Origin of the sequence: Pseudomonas sp. SWRI179 (genome assembly GCF_014268705.1) — a bacterium.
In the GTDB taxonomy this organism is placed as follows: Bacteria; Pseudomonadota; Gammaproteobacteria; order Pseudomonadales; family Pseudomonadaceae; genus Aquipseudomonas; species Aquipseudomonas zanjanensis.
Genome location: NZ_JABWRA010000047.1, coordinates 18,471 through 36,330, shown reverse-complemented (window position 1 = coordinate 36,330; position 17,860 = coordinate 18,471). Strand labels below are relative to the sequence as shown.

General features: G+C 60.5%; 17 protein-coding genes. 7 read left to right on the top strand and 10 right to left on the bottom strand.

The window, feature by feature from the left end; all coding sequences use genetic code 11:
* Positions 1-385: 385 nt before the first annotated feature.
* From HU767_RS22740 to rplU, 6 genes are all read right to left on the bottom strand, one after another.
* Positions 386-2,422 (bottom strand): hypothetical protein, encoded by a 2,037-nt coding sequence (locus tag HU767_RS22740; RefSeq protein ID WP_186730511.1) that lies wholly within the window; start codon positions 2,420-2,422, stop codon positions 386-388.
* A 271-nt stretch (positions 2,423-2,693) separates the two neighbouring features.
* Positions 2,694-3,149: a CreA family protein gene (locus HU767_RS22735; protein WP_003205733.1), complete on the bottom strand. Its 456-nt coding sequence runs from the start codon at positions 3,147-3,149 to the stop codon at positions 2,694-2,696.
* A 9-nt stretch (positions 3,150-3,158) separates the two neighbouring features.
* A complete protein-coding gene (proB, locus tag HU767_RS22730) occupies positions 3,159-4,277 on the bottom strand; it encodes a glutamate 5-kinase (RefSeq protein ID WP_030140287.1) in 1,119 nt (372 codons plus the stop codon).
* Positions 4,278-4,584: 307 nt separating this feature from the next.
* Complete coding sequence (cgtA, locus tag HU767_RS22725) at positions 4,585-5,808, bottom strand: Obg family GTPase CgtA (RefSeq protein WP_039593902.1); 1,224 nt, start codon at positions 5,806-5,808, stop codon at positions 4,585-4,587.
* Positions 5,809-5,998: 190 nt separating this feature from the next.
* Entirely contained in the window at positions 5,999-6,256 is a 258-nt protein-coding gene (gene rpmA, locus HU767_RS22720; RefSeq protein ID WP_003176049.1) for a 50S ribosomal protein L27, read from the bottom strand.
* A gap of 35 nt (positions 6,257-6,291) precedes the next feature.
* Complete coding sequence (gene rplU / locus HU767_RS22715) at positions 6,292-6,606, bottom strand: 50S ribosomal protein L21 (protein WP_003176051.1); 315 nt, start codon at positions 6,604-6,606, stop codon at positions 6,292-6,294.
* 239 nt (positions 6,607-6,845) lie between these two features.
* On the opposite strand from rplU, the gene HU767_RS22710 reads away from it, so the two are divergent.
* The 3 genes from HU767_RS22710 to HU767_RS22700 all read left to right on the top strand — a co-directional run bounded on the left by HU767_RS22710 (position 6,846) and on the right by HU767_RS22700 (position 8,853).
* Positions 6,846-7,814 (top strand): polyprenyl synthetase family protein, encoded by a 969-nt coding sequence (locus HU767_RS22710; RefSeq protein WP_072346139.1) that lies wholly within the window; start codon positions 6,846-6,848, stop codon positions 7,812-7,814.
* Between the two features lie 234 nt (positions 7,815-8,048).
* Positions 8,049-8,390: a zinc ribbon domain-containing protein YjdM gene (locus HU767_RS22705; RefSeq protein WP_139649853.1), complete on the top strand. Its 342-nt coding sequence runs from the start codon at positions 8,049-8,051 to the stop codon at positions 8,388-8,390.
* Between the two features lie 205 nt (positions 8,391-8,595).
* Positions 8,596-8,853 carry a hypothetical protein gene (locus HU767_RS22700; protein ID WP_003205743.1) on the top strand — a complete coding sequence of 86 codons (258 nt, stop codon included), beginning with the start codon at positions 8,596-8,598 and terminating at the stop codon, positions 8,851-8,853.
* 136 nt (positions 8,854-8,989) lie between these two features.
* On the opposite strand, the gene HU767_RS22695 is transcribed toward HU767_RS22700, so the two are convergent.
* From HU767_RS22695 to HU767_RS22680, 4 genes are all read right to left on the bottom strand, one after another.
* The gene (locus tag HU767_RS22695; protein ID WP_186709820.1) at positions 8,990-9,607 is read right to left on the bottom strand and encodes an FKBP-type peptidyl-prolyl cis-trans isomerase; all 618 of its coding nucleotides are present in this window, start codon (positions 9,605-9,607) and stop codon (positions 8,990-8,992) included.
* Positions 9,608-9,811: 204 nt separating this feature from the next.
* On the bottom strand, positions 9,812-10,300 hold the full coding sequence (locus tag HU767_RS22690) for a TIGR00645 family protein (RefSeq protein WP_186709819.1): 489 nt from the start codon (positions 10,298-10,300) through the stop codon (positions 9,812-9,814).
* 131 nt (positions 10,301-10,431) lie between these two features.
* On the bottom strand, positions 10,432-10,773 hold the full coding sequence (locus tag HU767_RS22685; protein ID WP_186730510.1) for a hypothetical protein: 342 nt from the start codon (positions 10,771-10,773) through the stop codon (positions 10,432-10,434).
* 309 nt (positions 10,774-11,082) lie between these two features.
* The gene (locus HU767_RS22680) at positions 11,083-13,521 is read right to left on the bottom strand and encodes an ATP-binding protein (protein WP_186709818.1); all 2,439 of its coding nucleotides are present in this window, start codon (positions 13,519-13,521) and stop codon (positions 11,083-11,085) included.
* A 274-nt stretch (positions 13,522-13,795) separates the two neighbouring features.
* On the opposite strand from HU767_RS22680, the gene HU767_RS22675 reads away from it, so the two are divergent.
* The 4 genes from HU767_RS22675 to HU767_RS22660 all read left to right on the top strand — a co-directional run bounded on the left by HU767_RS22675 (position 13,796) and on the right by HU767_RS22660 (position 17,232).
* Positions 13,796-14,284 carry a DUF3015 domain-containing protein gene (locus HU767_RS22675; protein WP_030140293.1) on the top strand — a complete coding sequence of 163 codons (489 nt, stop codon included), beginning with the start codon at positions 13,796-13,798 and terminating at the stop codon, positions 14,282-14,284.
* An 87-nt stretch (positions 14,285-14,371) separates the two neighbouring features.
* A complete protein-coding gene (locus tag HU767_RS22670; protein ID WP_186730509.1) occupies positions 14,372-16,225 on the top strand; it encodes a DUF4105 domain-containing protein in 1,854 nt (617 codons plus the stop codon).
* 100 nt (positions 16,226-16,325) lie between these two features.
* A complete protein-coding gene (locus HU767_RS22665; protein ID WP_186709815.1) occupies positions 16,326-16,682 on the top strand; it encodes a hypothetical protein in 357 nt (118 codons plus the stop codon).
* Between the two features lie 58 nt (positions 16,683-16,740).
* Complete coding sequence (locus HU767_RS22660) at positions 16,741-17,232, top strand: GreA/GreB family elongation factor (RefSeq protein WP_186709812.1); 492 nt, start codon at positions 16,741-16,743, stop codon at positions 17,230-17,232.
* The last annotated feature ends 628 nt before the right edge of the window (positions 17,233-17,860 follow it).

Genomic DNA, 17,860 nt, shown 5'->3' with positions numbered 1-17,860 from the left:
ATTTTGTGCCCACCACAATCCCCTGTGGAAGCGAGCTTGCTCGCGAAAGCGGTGGGTCAGTTAGCAGTGATATTGACTGTGCAGCCGTCTTCGCGAGCAGGCTCGCTCCCACATTGGGTCTTCAGCGGGCATAAATTTTGTGCCCACCACAAATCCCCCTGTGGGAGCGAGCTTGCTCGCGAAAGCGGTGGGTCAGTTAGCAGTGATATTGACTGTGCAGCAGCCTTCGCGAGCAAGCCCGCTCCCACACTGGGTCTTCAGCGGGCATAAATTTTGTGCCCACCACAAATCCCCCTGTGGGAGCGAGCTTGCTCGCGATGGCGGCGGGTCAGATGATGACGATGCCGACTATGCCGACGTCTTCGCGAGCAGGCTCACCCCCACATTATTCCCCAAAATTGAAAACCACCGGCTTCGGCGGAGGGCAGCCTCCCGGCGGTGGAAAGTTCTGCACACCCGCCTCATCGTAGCCGGTGTAACAACCCACTATCTTGTCGCCCTTGAAGTTCATACGGCGCTCAATCACACCCGTCGGGTAATAGTAGACCGTCTCACCTTCGCGCTTGGCGTACGAGTAGTCCTTATATTCGCGCCCCTCGACCGTTATCAGGCGAAAGCCCTGCTTGGCTTCAGAGAACTTCAACTGGCCATTGGGGTAGTACTCGTTACGAGTCACGCGATCATCAGGCCCCAGCAACACCTCCCGGACCTTGCGCCCATCCCGGGTGTGACGAGCACTTTGCTCATTACCGAACAGGTAGTCACTTTCGGAGTCGAAGTGGCCGTTATTGAACGCCCCGCGCTGCTTGCCGCACAACTTGATGCGGGTGTACTTCCCATCCGGCACATGGCAATAGTTGCGGTCCGCGATCAACACCCCATTCGCGTCGAATGACTGCACATTGCCAATGGGCTCATCCTTTTCGTACGTTGCCACCGTATCAGGCTGGCCATTGGGGTGATAAAGACGAAATGCGCCCTCTCGCGAACCGTAACGCCAGGAGATATCCGACAGCAGCACGGCACCGTCGTCCGTGTAGGTCAGCGCCCGCCCTTCGATCTGGCCATTGGCGTAGTGGGCCGAATAGGTGAGCTTGCCATTCGCCGCATAGGTCTCTTTCAACCCATCCAACACACCCGCTCGGTAGTGCTCGACCCGCCGCAACACCCCGGCGGCATCCACTTCTCGCAACTCGCCATGCATCTTGTCGGCGACAAAATCCACGGTCTGGACGCCGCCGCCCTCCACCTTCAAAGTCCAACGCCCCTCTCGGACGCCTTGCACGTAACGCCCCTCGCCCCACGGCATTTTCCAATCCCCGTGCTGTATGCCCGCCACGAAATCGCCGCGCTGGATCACCTCGCCATGACGCACACGCTCGGAAGGCCCGTCAAAATCACCGTGCTTGTAAGTATCGAAGCCCGACATCAGCACCTCATCGTCGTACCCCTCGATCGTCCAGCGCCCCTCGTAGAAGTCATCGACGATCATGCCTTTGGAAACCGTCCCCCTATCACTGATAACCCACGGCCCCTGGCGCACCCCATCTACATAGGCGCCGGTAGACTCGTCGCCTGACGGGCCAAACTCCTTCCACTGACCCGACTTCTTGCCCTGGGCATACGAACCCAGCGCCCAGAGCTGCCTATCCCCCATGATCGCCCCCATCCCATCCTCAGAGCCTCGGTACAGCTGCGGACGGGTTTCCCAAGCCATCCGGCTGACGCTATACGCAGCCCCCACATCCTCATCCCCAGGCGACACGCGCTCATACGTCAGCGTGAGCCAGCGCCCTTCGCGCTGCTGGAAGGTCTTTTTGTAGGTATCGCGATGAGGATCCTCCGCCGGCTGCCCCGCCGAGGCCGGGACCCCGTCGACACCGAAGTAGCCCACCAGCGTACCGTCAGCGGGATTGAGCGTGTCGAATTCGACGATACCGGTCACGGGCACCACGGCGCCGTAAGCGTAAGGCGGCAACGCGCCCAGGGCCTTTTGGACAATGGCGGCATTGAGGACTTTGCGATTGGCAGCGATACGATCCAGCGCCGGCTGAAGCGTCTCGAGCCGGCGATACGTCCCGGTAGACGGCACGAACCGATAACCATGAAGGGCGTATTGCCCCTTCGCCCGGGACAGCACGACCAACGTCTGGAGATCACTGTCGAGGCTGGCATAGAACACCGACTCGACACTGGCATCGCCATACCGGTCGAGCACTTGCGGCGCGCCATCCGGCGAATCGCACAGGCATGAGTAGCCCACGACACCCTCCGCTTCGCGGATAAACGCCAGCGTCGCCCCACTCTCCTGGGAGCTTTTTATCAGGGGATGGGCCAGGGGCTTGGCGTTATAAAACGGCTCGGCCAGGGCTCCGACGGAAACAGAACAACTCAATACAAACAGCAGCAAAAACGAACGCATACGAATCCCTTCGCGCCAAAAGCACCACAACATCCATGGACATTGAAAAAAACGAGCCGACTGGCTTAATGCCCGTCAGCTAAGCGAAATAAAGCCGGGCAATCATCCTGTGGCGAGGGAGCTTGCCCCCGCCGGGCTGCGCAGCAACCCCAAAACAGGGCCGCTTCGCGACCCAGCGGGAGAAAGCTCCCTCGCCACGGTTTGTGCGCTTCCTCGTGACATCCACTCAACTGATCGGCATTGGCCGATTGGCTCGCTCATCAGTCGATACTTAACGCCAAGGCAAGATCGGAATGGCGGTCACCGCATTTTGCGGACTGCCCTCGATCACCCGGTCGCTGTAGACCAGGTACACCAGCGTATTGCGCTTCTTATCGAGGAACCGCACCACTTGCATGGTCTTGAACACCAGCGAAGTGCGTTCGCGAAACACCTCTTCGCCGTCCTTGAGCTCACCCTTGAAGCTGATCGGCCCGACCTGGCGACAGGCGATGGACGCCTCGGCGCGATCCTCGGCCAGGCCCAGGCCGCCTTTTACCCCCCCAGTCTTGGCTCGCGATAGGTAGCAGGTCACGCCATCCACCTTAGGATCGTCGAACGCCTCGACCACAATCCGGTCATTCGGCCCGACGAACTTGAACACGGTGGACACCTGACCGATTTCTTCGGCCGAAGCCAGCAGCGGCACTGCCAGCAGCAAGCCGATCAATCCTTTTGCCAAACCCATGATTTTTCCTTAGACGAGGATCAGGTTGTCACGGTGAACCAGTTCGGGCTCCGCCATGTAACCCAACAGACCGACAATCGCATCAGACGACTGACCGATGATTTTCTGCGCTTCCAGCGCGCTGTAGTTAGCCAGGCCGCGAGCGATCTCACGACCGTCCGGCGCCACGCAAACGACCATTTCGCCCCGGCGGAAACTGCCCTGGACCAGCTTCACGCCCACCGGCAGCAGGCTCTTGTTGCCCTGGGACAGGGCCGATACGGCACCGGCGTCCAGCACCAGCGTGCCACGGGTTTGCAGATGCCCAGCCAGCCACTGCTTGCGCGCCGCCAGCATGCCGCGCTCCGGGGAGAGCAAGGTGCCAATGCGTTCGCCCGACTTCAGACGATCCAGCACCCGCTCCAAGCGCCCGCCGACAATGATGGTGTGAGCGCCGGAGCGCGCCGCCAGACGCGCCGCACGCAACTTGGTCTGCATGCCGCCACGCCCCAGCGCACCGCCCGTGCCGCCCGCCACCGCATCCAGCGCCGGGTCGTCGGCACGGGCTTCGTAGATCAGCTTGGCATCGGGGTTGTTGCGCGGGTCGGCATCGAACATGCCGTCGCGATCCGTGAGGATCACCAGCAGGTCCGCCTCCACCAGGTTCGCCACCAGCGCGGCCAGGGTGTCGTTATCGCCGAAACGGATCTCGTCGGTGACCACCGTGTCGTTTTCGTTGATCACCGGGATGACTTTCAGCTCCACCAGCGCCCGCAAGGTACTGCGGGCATTGAGGTAGCGCTTGCGGTCGGACAGGTCGTCATGGGTCAGCAGGATCTGCGCCGTATGGCGGCCATGCTCGGCAAAGCTCGACTCCCAGGCCTGCACCAGGCCCATCTGGCCGATGGCGGCGGCAGCCTGCAGCTCATGCATCGCGCTGGGTCGCGACGTCCAGCCCAGGCGGCTCATACCGGCAGCCACCGCCCCGGAAGAGACCAATACCAGCTCGACGCCAGCCTCATGCAAGGCCACCATCTGCTCGACCCACACCGCCATCGCCTGGCGATCCAGGCCTTTGCCATCCGCTGTCAGCAGTGCACTGCCGATCTTCACGACCCAGCGCTGCGCACCCGTCACCTTGCTCCGCATCATCTTCAACCTTTGCCAGCGAACGGCGCGACCCAGCGCCGCCCATGGGATTATTCGTATTTGCGTTTTACAGATACCAAAACGCCGCTCGAATGAGCGGCGCCTTGGAAACCGGCTGGCAGCGATGATAACACTGCGCCGAAACACTTGAACCTGTCCCCATGCCAGCCACTCGAGAATCCTTGTGGGAGCGAGCCTGCTCGCGATTGCATTGGGTCAGCAGCATGGATACTGACTGACACACCGCCATCGCGAGCAGGCTCGCTCCCACAGGTTTTGACCTCAAGCAGCTTGCATCAGCACACGATCAGTCGCGAACGTAGATGATTTCCGGGCCATCTTCGTCATCCACATCCTCTTCGTCCCAATCGTCGTCACCGATGTCATGGACCGACTTGACGCCACTGCGGCGCAAGGCACGCTGGTCGTCCAGCGCCTGCAGTTGGGCACGAGCCTCGTCTTCGATACGCTGATCGAGTTCGGCCAGTTCTTCCTTGTAGGCCGGGTCGTTGGCCAGGCGGTCGGCACGATCTTCCAGGTACCGCATGATGTCGTGGCACAGGCGTTCGGTGTTTTCCTTGGCAATGGCCGAGATCACGTAGACCGGACCTTCCCACTCCAGGCGATCGACGATTTCCTTGACCCGCTCCTCATGCTCTTCTTCAAGGATCTGGTCACACTTGTTCAGCACCAGCCAACGATCGCGCTCGGCCAGGGCCGGGCTGAACTTGGTCAGCTCGTTGACGATGACTTCGGCAGCATCGGCAGCACTGGTTTCATCCAGCGGCGCCATGTCGACGAGGTGCAACAACAAACGGGTACGGGACAAGTGCTTGAGGAAACGAATCCCCAGGCCGGCGCCCTCGGAAGCCCCTTCGATCAATCCCGGAATGTCGGCGATCACGAAGCTCTTCCAGCGGTCGACACTGACCACGCCCAGGTTCGGCACCAGGGTGGTGAACGGGTAGTCGGCCACTTTCGGCTTGGCGGCGGATACCGAGCGAATGAAGGTACTTTTACCGGCGTTCGGCAGGCCCAGCAGACCCACATCGGCCAGCACTTTCATTTCCAGCTTCAAGTCACGCTGCTCGCCCGGCTTGCCTGGCGTGGTCTGGCGCGGCGCGCGGTTGGTACTGGATTTGAAACGGGTGTTGCCCAGGCCGTGCCAACCGCCATGGGCGACCAGCAGACGCTGGCCGGCCTTGGTCAGGTCGCCGATCACTTCCTGTGTGGCCGAATCGATCACCGTGGTGCCAACCGGCACGCGCAGGATCAGGTCTTCGCCCTTCTTGCCGGTGCAGTCGGTGCTGCCGCCGTTGGAGCCACGCTCGGCATCGAAGTGCCGGGTGTAACGGTAGTCCACCAGGGTGTTGAGGTTTTCGTCGGCGAGCATGTAGATCGAACCGCCGTCACCCCCGTCACCGCCGTTCGGACCACCGTTTTCAATGAACTTTTCCCGACGGAAACTCATGCAACCATTGCCGCCGTCGCCGGCCTTCACTCGAATCGATACTTCATCAACAAACTTCATGACACACGCCTCTCGCCATACGGACGAGCCAAAAAAACAAGACATAAGACTCTTGCAAAAATGAGCGCAGCGACCTGATGACACGCCCCAACCGCAGCGCCGACAGCCCATACAAACAGTTTTGCAAGAGACTCACCCCACAAACGAAAAAGCCCCGTCGCAAGACAGGGCTTTTCCAGCGATCTCGCAATTAAGCTGCGACAACGCTCACGTAACGGCGGTTGAACGCGCCCTTTACTTCAAACTTGATCACGCCTTCGATTTTCGCGAAGAGGGTGTGATCCTTACCCATGCCAACACCGTAACCGGCGTGGAATTGGGTGCCGCGCTGACGCACGATGATGTTGCCCGGAATGATCTTCTGGCCGCCATACATCTTCACGCCAAGGCGTTTGGCTTCTGAGTCGCGACCGTTACGGGTACTACCACCAGCTTTTTTGTGTGCCATGAGTTCAATTCTCCTAGTGAGGAATTAGGCTGAAATTAAGCCTGAATACCGGTGATTTTGATCTCGGTGTACCACTGGCGGTGGCCCATACGCTTCATGTGGTGCTTACGGCGACGGAACTTGATGATGCGGACTTTATCGTGACGACCTTGGGAGATCACTTCAGCCACAACGGTAGCGCCAGCAACGACTGGAGCGCCGATATTCACGTCATCGCCATTGGCGACCAACAGAACGCGATCAAAAGTCACGGATTCGCCGGTAGCGATTTCCAGTTTTTCGATCTTCAGGTATTCACCTGGGGCGACCTTGTATTGCTTGCCACCAGTAACAATTACTGCGTACGACATGGTATTTCTCCGATAATCCTGCTCACCCAGCGCTTTATAAGAAGAGGTATTGGCTGGCATGGCTGCATGGGCTGGAAGGCCCGGATGCAATTGCGTAAGGCAGGTGCTGCCCAGGAAGTTCAGGGTGCGCGATTGTACGCAAGCCGCAACAGCCTTGCAAGTAGCCGTCTATCGCGCCTTGACACCTGCGGACGTGGGTCCTAGCATGCCGCGCAACCCTTCTGGAGCGCCTGTCGCTGATGCAACCCCAAGCTTTCTACCGCGCAGTGGCGGACGATTTTAGTGCCGTCGACGGCATCATCAAGAAGCAGCTGACTTCCCGAGTGCCGCTGGTATCGAAAATCGGCGACTACATCACTTCGGCCGGCGGCAAACGCCTGCGACCTTTATTGGTACTGCTGTGCGGCAAGGCCCTGGGTCGTGAAGGCGACGACATGCGCCTGCTGGCCGCCACCATCGAATTCCTGCACACCGCGACCCTGCTGCATGACGACGTGGTCGACATGTCCGGCATGCGCCGTGGCCGTTCGACCGCCAACGCCATGTGGGGCAACGCCCCGAGCGTGCTGGTGGGCGACTTCCTGTATTCGCGCTCGTTCGAGATGATGGTCGAGCTGGGCTCGATGCCGGTGATGAAGATCCTGTCCCAGGCCACGCGCATCATCGCCGAAGGCGAAGTGCTGCAGCTATCCAAGGTGCGCGACGCCAGCACCACCGAAGAAACCTACATGGAAGTCATCCGCGGCAAGACCGCGATGCTCTTCGAAGCCTCGACCCACAGCGCCGCCGCCCTGGCCGGTGCCAGCGCCGAGCAGAGCGAAGCGCTGCGCACCTTCGGCGACCACCTGGGCGTGGCCTTCCAGCTAGTGGACGACCTGCTCGACTACAAGGGCGACGCCGAAACCCTGGGCAAGAACGTCGGTGACGACTTGGCCGAAGGCAAGCCGACCCTGCCGCTGATCTACACCATGCGCGAGGGCACGCCGGAACAGGCGGCACTGGTACGCCAGGCGATCCAGAAAGGCGGGATCGAAGACCTCGAGAGCATCCGTGTCGCGGTCGAAGCCTCCGGCTCGCTGGAATACACCGCGAAGCTGGCTCGGGACTACGTCGCCCGCGCAATCAAATGCCTCGATGCCCTGCCAGCCAGCGAATACCGCGATGCGCTGGTGGAACTGAGCGAGTTTGCGGTCGCCCGTACCCATTGATTGCATGAAAACGGCGAGCTTTTGTGGCGAGGGAGCTTGCTCCCGCTCGGCGGCGCAGCCGTCGTAAAACCGGCTGACGCGATCCATCTGAATGATCGCAGCAATCCAATTGGGGCTGCTTCGCAGCCCAGCGGGAGCAAGCTCCCTCGCCACAAAAGTCATGTATCACCCTCCTCGTAACAAAACCCTATACAATGTGCGCCCTTTTGTCCTCCTGATACCCAAGGAACCTTAGTGAGCACGTTGCCTCCCTGCCCGAAATGCAATTCCGAATACACTTACGAAGACGGCACCCAACTGGTCTGCCCGGAGTGTGCCCACGAGTGGTCCGCCAGCGGCGAAGTTGAAGCGGCGTCCGACGACACCGTGAAGAAAGATTCGGTCGGCAACGTCCTGCAGGACGGCGACACCATCACCGTGATCAAGGACCTCAAGGTCAAGGGCACCTCACTGGTGGTCAAGGTCGGCACCAAGGTCAAGAACATCCGCCTGTGCGACGGCGACCACGACATCGATTGCAAGATCGACGGCATCGGCCCGATGAAACTCAAATCCGAGTTCGTCAGAAAAGTCTGACCCTGCTGTATTCCATCCCATGCCCCGCGTGTGGGATGGAGCTTCACCCTCCCCGCATCAGCCCTATTTCCCGGGCGTTAGCCAAGTGCCAGTCGTCTTGAGCTACCACAACCCATCGTCAGAAAAACAATCGGAACACCAATAGAGACTTGCTATTTAGCGAATAAGAATTATTCTCATCGAACCCATCAAGGAGATGAGAACCATGACTTATTTGATCGATGCCTGGCTGGACCGCCCACATCCCTACCTCAGGATCCTGCATCGGGAAACCGGGGAAGTCTGTGCGGTGCTTGAAGAAGAAGCCTTGAATGAGCTGCAGGACCAAGGAGACCTGGACCTCAACAGCCTCAATTCCAGTGAGCCACTGGTGCTCAAGGAGCTGGTGCGTAATCTGTTCCTGTTCTGCTATGCCCGGGCGTTGCGCCCGACGGGTGATTTCAGCGGCAGGTTCCACGGATGAAGCACCAAACCCTATGTGGGAGCGGGCTTGCTCGCGAATGCGGACTGACAGTCGAATTTTTCGTTAACTGACACACCGCTTTCGCGAGCAAGCCCGCTCCCACATGTATTTGTCCGGCGGTAAACCGGACGGGGTCTTACAGGACGTCCAACAACTCGACGTCGAACACCAGCACGCTGTGCGGTGGAATGCTGCCAACGCCTTGAGCGCCGTAGGCCAGTTCGCTCGGCACGTACAGGCGCCATTTGCTGCCGGCGTTCATCAGTTGCAGGGCTTCGGTCCAGCCTGGGATCACGCCGCCTACCGGAAATTCGGCTGGCTGGCCGCGATCGTAGGAGCTGTCGAACACGGTGCCGTCGATCAGGGTGCCGTGGTAGTGGGTACGCACCTGGTCTTCACGGGTCGGCTTGGCGCCTTCACCCTGGGTCAGCACTTCGAATTGCAGGCCGGAAGCCAGGGTGGTGATGCCTTCACGCTTGGCGTTTTCCGCGAGGAACGCGCGGCCTTCGCCAGCAGCGGCTTCAGCCTTGGCGGCTGCTTCGGCTTGCATGATTTCACGAATGACCTTGAAGCTGGCGGACATCTCGTCCTGGCCCACACGGCTTGGCTTGCCGGCGAACGCGTCAGTCAGACCGGCCAGGATCGCGTCCAGGTTGACACCCGGTGGTGGGTTGTCGCGCAGTTGGTCGCCCAACTGACGGCCAATGCCGTAGCTGACGCGGGTTTCGTCGGTGGACAGGTTAACTTCGGACATGATGCTGCTCCGCTGTGCGGACGGCTCGAGAAATTGCCGTGTGTGCCACAGCGCCTCCCGGAGCGCCCGGAACCAAAAGGGCGAGCAGACTAGCACAGATGCCACGGCGGGTGACGAGCCCTCGCGCCAAAGTGCGGCGCCGAAAACGACAACGCCCGCCTGTGGCTCTACAGGCGGGCGTTGCATCAGCGCGGTCGACAGACCTCAGTGCTTGGTCAGTTTGTCCAGGTAGCCCATGGCAAACGCCGAGACCACGAAGGTCATGTGGATAATCACGTACCACATCAAGTGGTCGGGATCGACGTTCTTGGCATCCATGAAGATGCGCAGCAGGTGGATGGACGAGATGGCCACGATCGAGGCGGCGACTTTCATCTTCAGCGACGAAGAGTCCATGGTGCCCAGCCAGTTGAGCTTTTCCTTGTCGTCGGCGATATCCAGTTGCGAGACGAAGTTCTCGTAGCCGGAAATCATCACCATCACCAGCAGGCCGCCCACCAGCGCCATGTCGATCAGCGACAGCAGCACCAGGATCAGCTCTGACTCGGCCATGGAAAAGACGTTGGGGATGACGTGGAAGACTTCCTGGAAGAATTTCAACGCCAAGGCCAGCAGGCCGAGGGACAGCCCGAAGTAGATCGGCGCCAGCAGCCAACGGGAGGCGTACATTGCGTTTTCGATAAAGCGTTCCATTGAATCTCACACCTGGGCTGAAAAATCGCGGCGAGTATATCAGCCATGACCAGCCCCACAAATGCCGGGGCCGTCCCTGGCCCCCGCCTTGTGTCAAAACTTTACTGCCACTGCCCGTGCAGTGCTGGCTTTCAATGCAGCGGACGAAACTCGAAGCCGCCGACGTTGCGACAACGGCCTCCATTGATTTCACGCAGTTGGGCCTGCATGTGCAAGGACCAGATCTGCGGATCGTCGGCCAGCTCATAGCCGTGCAAGGTCAGGCTTTGCACAATGGTATCGAGGATGGTTTCGGCGGCAGTCGGGCCGGGGAATGGCCCTTGGGCCTTGATGGCGGAGGGTTGTTCGCCAGCCATCCCGGCGGCGAAGAGCAAGGTCCACATCCCGGTATCTCCCGCCAGGGGGCGGATGGCGCATTCGATACGGGTGACAAGGCCCAGGCATTGACGAGTGAGGCAAAGGTTGCGCGACATGGCGGCGCCCCTCGGTAGATCCGGTATTCAGCCTCGGGAGGAGACTGTTTCGATCCAATGATGACTCTCGTTATCCTTGAGCTGAGGATAGAAGAAAAGTTCCGGCCCCACGGGTTTTCGAGACCAGAATATGCCGAGCGGTCACAGTGTGAATATTGACGCCAGATCTGTGACTATTTACCGGCTTTTGTGGCGAGGGAGCTTGCTCCCGCTGGGTTGCGCAGCGACCCCCATTTGGATTGGGAGTGCTGCGCCCTCCAGCGGGAGCAAGCTCCCTCGCCACAACAGCTTATTGCCGCGAATATTGCCTCAAGCCGGCTTGGCCTCCGCCAAGGCCTGCTGCGCCAGTTCCTTTTCCGCTTCCTTGATGTCGTCTTCGCTGATCATCTCCGCGATCACCCGCAGCCGCTCCACCACCCGGGCGTTGACGCTGCCCTCCGGGAACTCACCGTTTTCATCCGGCTCGCCGGCAGGCTCGCCCACCAGCAGGCTCAGGGCTTCGTCGGCCTGACGCACCGCATAGACGTGGAACTGCCCGGCGCGCACGGCGGCCAGCACTTTTTCATCGAGCATCAGGGTCGCGACGTTGGCCTGGGGAATGATTGCCCCCTGCTCACCGGTCAAACCCCGGGCTTCGCAGAGGCGGAAGAAACCTTCGATCTTCTCGTTGACCCCGCCCACCGCCTGCACTTCACCGAACTGGTTGATCGAGCCGGTGATGGCGAAGCACTGCTTCAACGGCGTCTTCGACAGGGCCGAGATCAGCGTGCACGCCTCGCCCAGGGACGCACTGTCGCCGTCCACATAACCGTAGGATTGCTCCAGGGCGATGCTGGCCGAAATCGCCAGCGGGAATTCCTGGGCATAACGACTCCCCAGGTAGCCAGTGAGAATCATCACGCCCTTGGAGTGGATCGGCTGGCCAAGGTTGACCTCCCGCTCGATGTCGACGATGCCGCTGCCGCCCGGGTACACCGTGGCGGAAATCCGTGCCGGCACGCCAAACGCCGAATCACCCACCTCGAGCACCGTCAGCCCGTTGCATTTGCCCACCGCCGCACCTGCGGTGTCGATCAGGATGATCCCGGCCAGCATGTCGTCGAGGATTCGGGCCGAAACACGCCCGGTGCGGGTGGCCTTGGCCTTGAGCGCACGTTCGATGTGGCCGGCGTCGGTCATTTCGTCACCGGCCAATTGGCGAATGAAATCCGCCTCGCTGACCAACTGGAACAAATCACCGATGCGCGCCGACAAGCGCCCCTGGTGTTCAGCCAGGCGGGCGCTGTAGGTCGCCAGGCGCGCCACCGCGTCGGCGGTCAGGGGCGCCATGCCTTCTTCCGAAGTGCGGGTCTTGAGCAACTGGGCGAACTGCTCCAGGCTCTCGTCGCCCATCGGGATGTCTTCGTCGAAATCCACCAGCACGCGAAACATTTCCTGGAAGTCCGAATCCAGGTCCTGCAAGGCGTAATAGAGCTGGCGGGCGCCGATGATCACGACCTTGACCTGCAACGGGATGTGTTGCGGCGTCAGGGTCACCGTGGCCAGGCGTCCCATTTCACCCAGGGGCGATTCCATCTTCAGCTTGCGCGATTGCAGGGCGCGCTTGAGCGCATCCCATACGAACGGTTCGCTGAGCATTTTTTCCGCTTCCAGGATCAGGAAGCCGCCATTGGCCCGGTGCAAGGCGCCCGGACGCAGTTGTCGGTAGGTGGTGTAGAGCGCGCCCTGGTCGGTGCTGTATTCAATCCGGCCGAACAGGTTGTCGTAGGTCGGGTGCGGTTCGAACACCACCGGCGCGCCACCGCTGGACGGATGCCCGACCACCAGGCTCGGGGCGTATTGTTCCTCCAGCAGTTTACGGGCGATGGCGTCGCTCTTGCTGTCGTCCACCAGTTGCTCGACCACGGTCTTGAGCAGATACACCTGCATGGCCTGCAGATAGCCACAGACCGCGGCGTTCTCTGCGTACTTTTCCGACAGCGGCGCCAGCAACGGTTGCAGGGCCAGGGTGATGGTTTCTTCGTTGAGGTGGCGCAACTGGTTGCTGGACTCGCGCTTCCATTGCGGCAGGCTGGCGAGCTCTTCGTTCAAGCGCTCCTCAAGGCCAGAGATGTCCTCGTGGAAACGCTCACGCTCGGCTTCCGGCAACTGGGCGAACTCCGCCTCGTCCAGGGCCTTGCCTTCGCTCATCGGCGTGAAGGCAATGTTGCTGCTGTCACGGTACAGCGCGACGTCCTTCTCCAGCGCCAGGCGCTCGATCACATCCAGGGCTCGGTCATAGCGCTGGTTGAAGGCGCGGTCAATGGCGCTTTTCTTCTGTTGGTAGGACGGGTGCTCGAACACCGCCGGAAAGGTCGCCAGCAGGTTGTCGATCAAGCCGTTGATGTCACCGATGAACGCACCCGCCGTGCCCGACGGCAGCTCCAGGGCGCGGGGTTCGCGGGGCTCATCGAAATTGTTGACGTAGACCCAGTCCGCCGGGGTCTGCAGGCGCTTGCCTTCGGCCTTGAGGTAGCGTTTGACGAACGAAAACCGGCCGGTGCCCGGCTCGCCCATGACGAATACGTTGTAACCGGGGCGTGGCATGGCCACGCCGAACTGCAAGGCTTCGACCGCACGTTCCTGGCCAAGCACACCGCGGAAGGGCTCCAGATCATTGGTGGTAGAGAAGCTGAACTGTTCAGCGGAAAACGGACGGGTCAGCGCTTCGGGCGCTAGACGCAAGCTGGCAGCAACAGGATCAGGCATCGGGCTTCCTTACATCAGGCGGGGCAGATAGCGGCATTCTGGCGCCGCCTGTACCTGACTGGCAAGGAGCGCCTCTGACCAAAGCATAGCCAACGGCAAAACCCCGGGCAGGGCCCCGTAAAACGGTGATCACATGTAATGTTTTTGCAAAATGTCACGGAACCCTCGGATCGTGCCTAAACTCCAAACTGCGCGGCTGGAACAATAACCGGCCCACTGGCTGCTGTAGGGGCCAGACCTTGTCCATCGGTATGCACATAAAGAGAACATAGCTATGAAACGGATTCTTCTCGGTACTCTCTTCACCGCTGTATCCATCAACGCCATGGCTCAGGCGCCGGGCGGCCCGGATTGCGGCTGGGGCAACATGCTGTTCGAAGGTCAGCGTGGCACTCCGGCACACTTCCTGGCATCCACCACCAACGGCACGTCCGGTAACGCCACCTTCGGCATGACCTCCGGCACCAACGGCTGCTCGACCAACGCGGCACTGACCTACGGCGGCAAGTCCTGGCTGGCCATGAATGGGATGATGAACGAGCTGTCCGAAGACATGGCCAAGGGTCAGGGCGAAGCGCTGACTACCTACGCCGTGGTACTGGGCGTGGCGCCGGAAGACCGCGCGCATTTCTCCGCTGTGACCCACGAGCACTTCCAGCAGATCTTCAGCAAAGCTGACGTAACTGCCGAAGACGTGCATACCAACACCCTGGCCGTGCTGAAAAACGACCCACGCCTGGCCAAGTACGCCACTCAAGCTTAAGCTCGGCAGCACTCGCTCCTCTCGGGGAGCGGGTTTTCTTTTTGGGGCCCTTCGGTCTTTATTTTTCGACTTTCCAAGTAGCCGACTATGCTCAAACGCCTTGCCTGGCTGGCGCTCTGTGTGTGCGCCCCGCTGTCCGCCGCACCTCATGTCGACCCTCAACGTTTGCAGCAACTGGCCAATGACCGCTTCTGGATTTCCCTGGGCCACTACGAAACCGCCAAGCTCGGCGGTTGGCGCAGCTATATCAGCGAGAAAAAATTCTTCCTCGCCCCCGATGGCAACGAACATCCCGACCGTGAACTGACCGCCACGCTGCAAGCCTTGTATGGCCCGGCCAACGCCGGCCAGCAACATGCCCAGTGCGTCTACCCGGCGCGAACCCGCTGGCTCAAGGCACAGCTCAACCTGGCAGACCTGCCGGCAGTCGATTGCAGCGACTTCACCCAGTGGTTCAAGGACGTCTCGCCCCACAGCGCGGTGATGATTTTCCCGGCCGCGTACCTCAACAGCCCATCCTCGATGTTCGGCCACACCCTGTTGCGCATCGATCAGGCCGACGTACAAAGCGACAAGACTGCCCTGCTCAGCTACGCAATCAACTTCGGTGCCTATATCGAAGGCTCCGACAATAGCCTCCTCTATGCCTGGAAAGGCCTGATGGGCGGTTACCCCGGCCTGTTCGCCCTGGTGCCGTACCAGGAAAAACTCTCCGAGTACCGTAGCCTGGAGAACCGCGACCTGTGGGAATACCGCCTCAACCTGAGCCAGGCGGAAACCGAGCGCATGGTCGAGCATGTCTGGGAACTCAAGCAGATCCAGTTCGACTATTTCTTCTTCGACGAAAACTGCTCCTATCGCTTGCTCGAGCTGTTGCAAGTGGCCCGCCCCAGCCTGCGCCTGACCGAACAATTCCCGCTGACAGCGATTCCCACCGACACCGTCAAGGCGGTGAAGGAAGCCGGCTTGGTGGAAAGCATCCAGTATCGGCCGTCCCGGGAACGGGAACTGCTCAGCCGCGCCGAACCGCTCAGCGATGATGAGCAGCAATGGGTGCTGAAGGTCAGCGCCGACCAGCAGCAGTTGCAAACGCCGGCCTTCAAGGCGCTGCCGCGTGAGCGCCAAGCGCTGATCATCGATGCGGCCTATCGCCTGGAGCGCTATCGCGCCAACGGCCAGGAACGTGATCCGCAACGGGCCCAGCGCAGCTTCGAACTGTTGCGGGCGATCAACCAGAACCCCGCACCGGAACTCGAGATCCCGCAACCGGGCCTGCCCGAAGATGGTCACCAATCGCGCACCTGGCAGGCCGGCCTCGGCACGCGGGGCGACCGGGCATTCGGCGAATATGGCTTGCGCATGGCCTATCACGATCTCAACGACAATGCAGAGAGCTTTCCGCTGGGGGCACAGATCGAAATCCTCCAATTGAAGCTGCGCCAATACGAGGGCAACGACTGGCAGGTGCAGCAACTGGACCTGGCGACCATTCGCTCCCTGACCCCGCGCAACGAGTTGCTGCAACCGCTGTCCTGGCAGGTCACCGGCGGCCTGGAGCGGGTGCCGGGCAAACACGACGATGAAACCTTGGTCAGCCACGTCAACGGCGGCGCGGGCGGCACCTGGGCCCTGGGCGACGATGTGCTGGGCTTTGCCCTGGGCACGGTGCGGGTGGAACACAACAACGATTTCGCCCAGTTCATCGCCCCGGCCGCCGGTTTCAATAGCGGTGTGCTGTGGAAAAACCCGCTGGGCAACCTGAGCCTGGAAGCCAAGGGCGATTATTTCGTCAACGGCGAAGTGCGCCGTAGCCTGAGCCTCAATCAGCAATGGGAACTGTCCCGCAACCTCGGCCTGCGCCTGAGTGCCCAACGGGAGTTCAGCCAATTGGCCTCGCCGGAGAACGAGGTGATGCTTGAGGTGAAGTGGTATCACTACTGACCCTGGCCTGCGCAACCAACGGATTGATCACCGCGCTTTCACGCCTTTCTGACGAATCCACTTCTAGACTTATTGAAGGTGGGATTTGCAGGAAACGAAAATGAAGCGCGCGGCGATGGTACTGGGTGTGCTGATGTTGCTCGGTGGTTGTGAAACCACCCACGAAGACCTGATCGCGCGAGGTTATCCACCGGCCTTCGCCGATGGCTACGACGATGGCTGCAGCAGTGGCCGGCAAGCGGCTGGGGTGATCACCGGCCAATTCAGGAAAGACGTGCCGCGTTACCTCAAGGATGCACGCTACGCCGAGGGCTGGAGCGACGGCTTCCGCCAATGCCAGGCGATGCGTGAGAGTGAAGAGCGTAACGCCTACCGCGAGCGCCATTGGGACGAACGCGAACGGGCCTGGCAGCAGCAGAAGGACCTGGACGCGGCCCGGGCTTATCGCTCGCAGTGAGTCGCATATAGGCACTCACCGAAACCAAGCCCCTCAAGCTTCGACAGAGGAGAACTTCATGAGCCGCGCCTTCGTCAATGAAGACAACGCCGCTGCCCAGGCCGACCAGCCGGTCGAGCGCCAGGTCAGCGCGCAACCCAACTACGTCACACCGGCAGGGCTTGCTCAATTGCAGGCGCGGGTCGCCGAGTTGCAGCAAATGCATAGCCAACAGACTGCCCAGGGCGAGCGGGCGGATAAACAGCGTATCGCCGACATCGAACGAGACCTGCGGTATTTCAACCAACGCCTGCAAAGCGCCCAGGTCGTGGCATCGAACGCTACTGATCAGGTGCGGATCGGGCATTGGGTCACCTTTGCCGATGAGCAGGATCGGGAGCAGCAAGTGCAATTGGTCGGTGAAGACCAGGCCGATGCAGCCAGTGGCTTAATCAACTGGGGCTCGCCACTGGGGCGGGCGCTGCTGGGGGCCAAGGTTGGGGATGAGGTGGTCTGGCAGCGACCGGCGGGCGACCTTGTCATTGAAGTTGTTGCGATAAAGACTGGATGACCAAGGCATCATAAGAATCTTTTCCGACAATAAATTTTTGTCCCGGGACAGACAATTGTCGAGCAAAGCACGTCAAACACCTAACGACAACCAGGCACACCCACCTACTTGTAGCAATATATAACAGCAACATAAGGCCACAACAACGAACTTGTACCGAATCAGCGCTGTGCTAGTGTTTTCCTCGCACCTACCGGTGCATCACGACAATACAAAGGAGATGTATGATGAGTGAGCAACTGTTAGCAATGTCTGGAAATTTCGATAGCGACTTCAAGGCATACTGCCAGGTAGAGGATACCGGTGAGTTAACCTCATGGCGCCGTAACTTCTTGTAAGCCCAGCACTCGGAGTCGTAAATCGAGTAGACGGCGGCGTCATGGCCGCCGTTCTGTCATACAACCGCATGTACAGCTCCGTATACGGCGGTTCCTGCCTACTGACAAACAACATCGGCGAACTTGGTTACGTTGATGTATCGCCTTGGGTATCTAAGCGCCCAGACCAGCATCGGAGCTTCCGGCTTCTCTCCTAATATCTCCCTCCAATGCGGAGCTTCTGCTTTACGTCCCAACAGAGGTCGTCCGATCCATCCCCAGGCCCCAGGGCCATGCACGGCCGGCAGGCG

Excerpts from the sequence above, each read along its gene's own strand:
- HU767_RS22740 (WP_186730511.1), bottom strand. The coding sequence starts at position 2,422 with ATGCGTTCGTTTTTGCTGCTGTTTGTATTGAGTTGTTCTGTTTCCGTC.
- HU767_RS22735 (WP_003205733.1), bottom strand. The coding sequence starts at position 3,149 with ATGGGTTTGGCAAAAGGATTGATCGGCTTGCTGCTGGCAGTGCCGCTG.
- proB (WP_030140287.1), bottom strand. The coding sequence starts at position 4,277 with ATGCGGAGCAAGGTGACGGGTGCGCAGCGCTGGGTCGTGAAGATCGGC.
- cgtA (WP_039593902.1), bottom strand. The coding sequence starts at position 5,808 with ATGAAGTTTGTTGATGAAGTATCGATTCGAGTGAAGGCCGGCGACGGC.
- rpmA (WP_003176049.1), bottom strand. The coding sequence starts at position 6,256 with ATGGCACACAAAAAAGCTGGTGGTAGTACCCGTAACGGTCGCGACTCA.
- rplU (WP_003176051.1), bottom strand. The coding sequence starts at position 6,606 with ATGTCGTACGCAGTAATTGTTACTGGTGGCAAGCAATACAAGGTCGCC.
- HU767_RS22710 (WP_072346139.1), top strand. The coding sequence starts at position 6,846 with ATGCAACCCCAAGCTTTCTACCGCGCAGTGGCGGACGATTTTAGTGCC.
- HU767_RS22700 (WP_003205743.1), top strand. The coding sequence starts at position 8,596 with ATGACTTATTTGATCGATGCCTGGCTGGACCGCCCACATCCCTACCTC.
- HU767_RS22695 (WP_186709820.1), bottom strand. The coding sequence starts at position 9,607 with ATGTCCGAAGTTAACCTGTCCACCGACGAAACCCGCGTCAGCTACGGC.
- HU767_RS22690 (WP_186709819.1), bottom strand. The coding sequence starts at position 10,300 with ATGGAACGCTTTATCGAAAACGCAATGTACGCCTCCCGTTGGCTGCTG.
- HU767_RS22685 (WP_186730510.1), bottom strand. The coding sequence starts at position 10,773 with ATGTCGCGCAACCTTTGCCTCACTCGTCAATGCCTGGGCCTTGTCACC.
- HU767_RS22680 (WP_186709818.1), bottom strand. The coding sequence starts at position 13,521 with ATGCCTGATCCTGTTGCTGCCAGCTTGCGTCTAGCGCCCGAAGCGCTG.
- HU767_RS22675 (WP_030140293.1), top strand. The coding sequence starts at position 13,796 with ATGAAACGGATTCTTCTCGGTACTCTCTTCACCGCTGTATCCATCAAC.
- HU767_RS22670 (WP_186730509.1), top strand. The coding sequence starts at position 14,372 with ATGCTCAAACGCCTTGCCTGGCTGGCGCTCTGTGTGTGCGCCCCGCTG.
- HU767_RS22665 (WP_186709815.1), top strand. The coding sequence starts at position 16,326 with ATGAAGCGCGCGGCGATGGTACTGGGTGTGCTGATGTTGCTCGGTGGT.
- HU767_RS22660 (WP_186709812.1), top strand. The coding sequence starts at position 16,741 with ATGAGCCGCGCCTTCGTCAATGAAGACAACGCCGCTGCCCAGGCCGAC.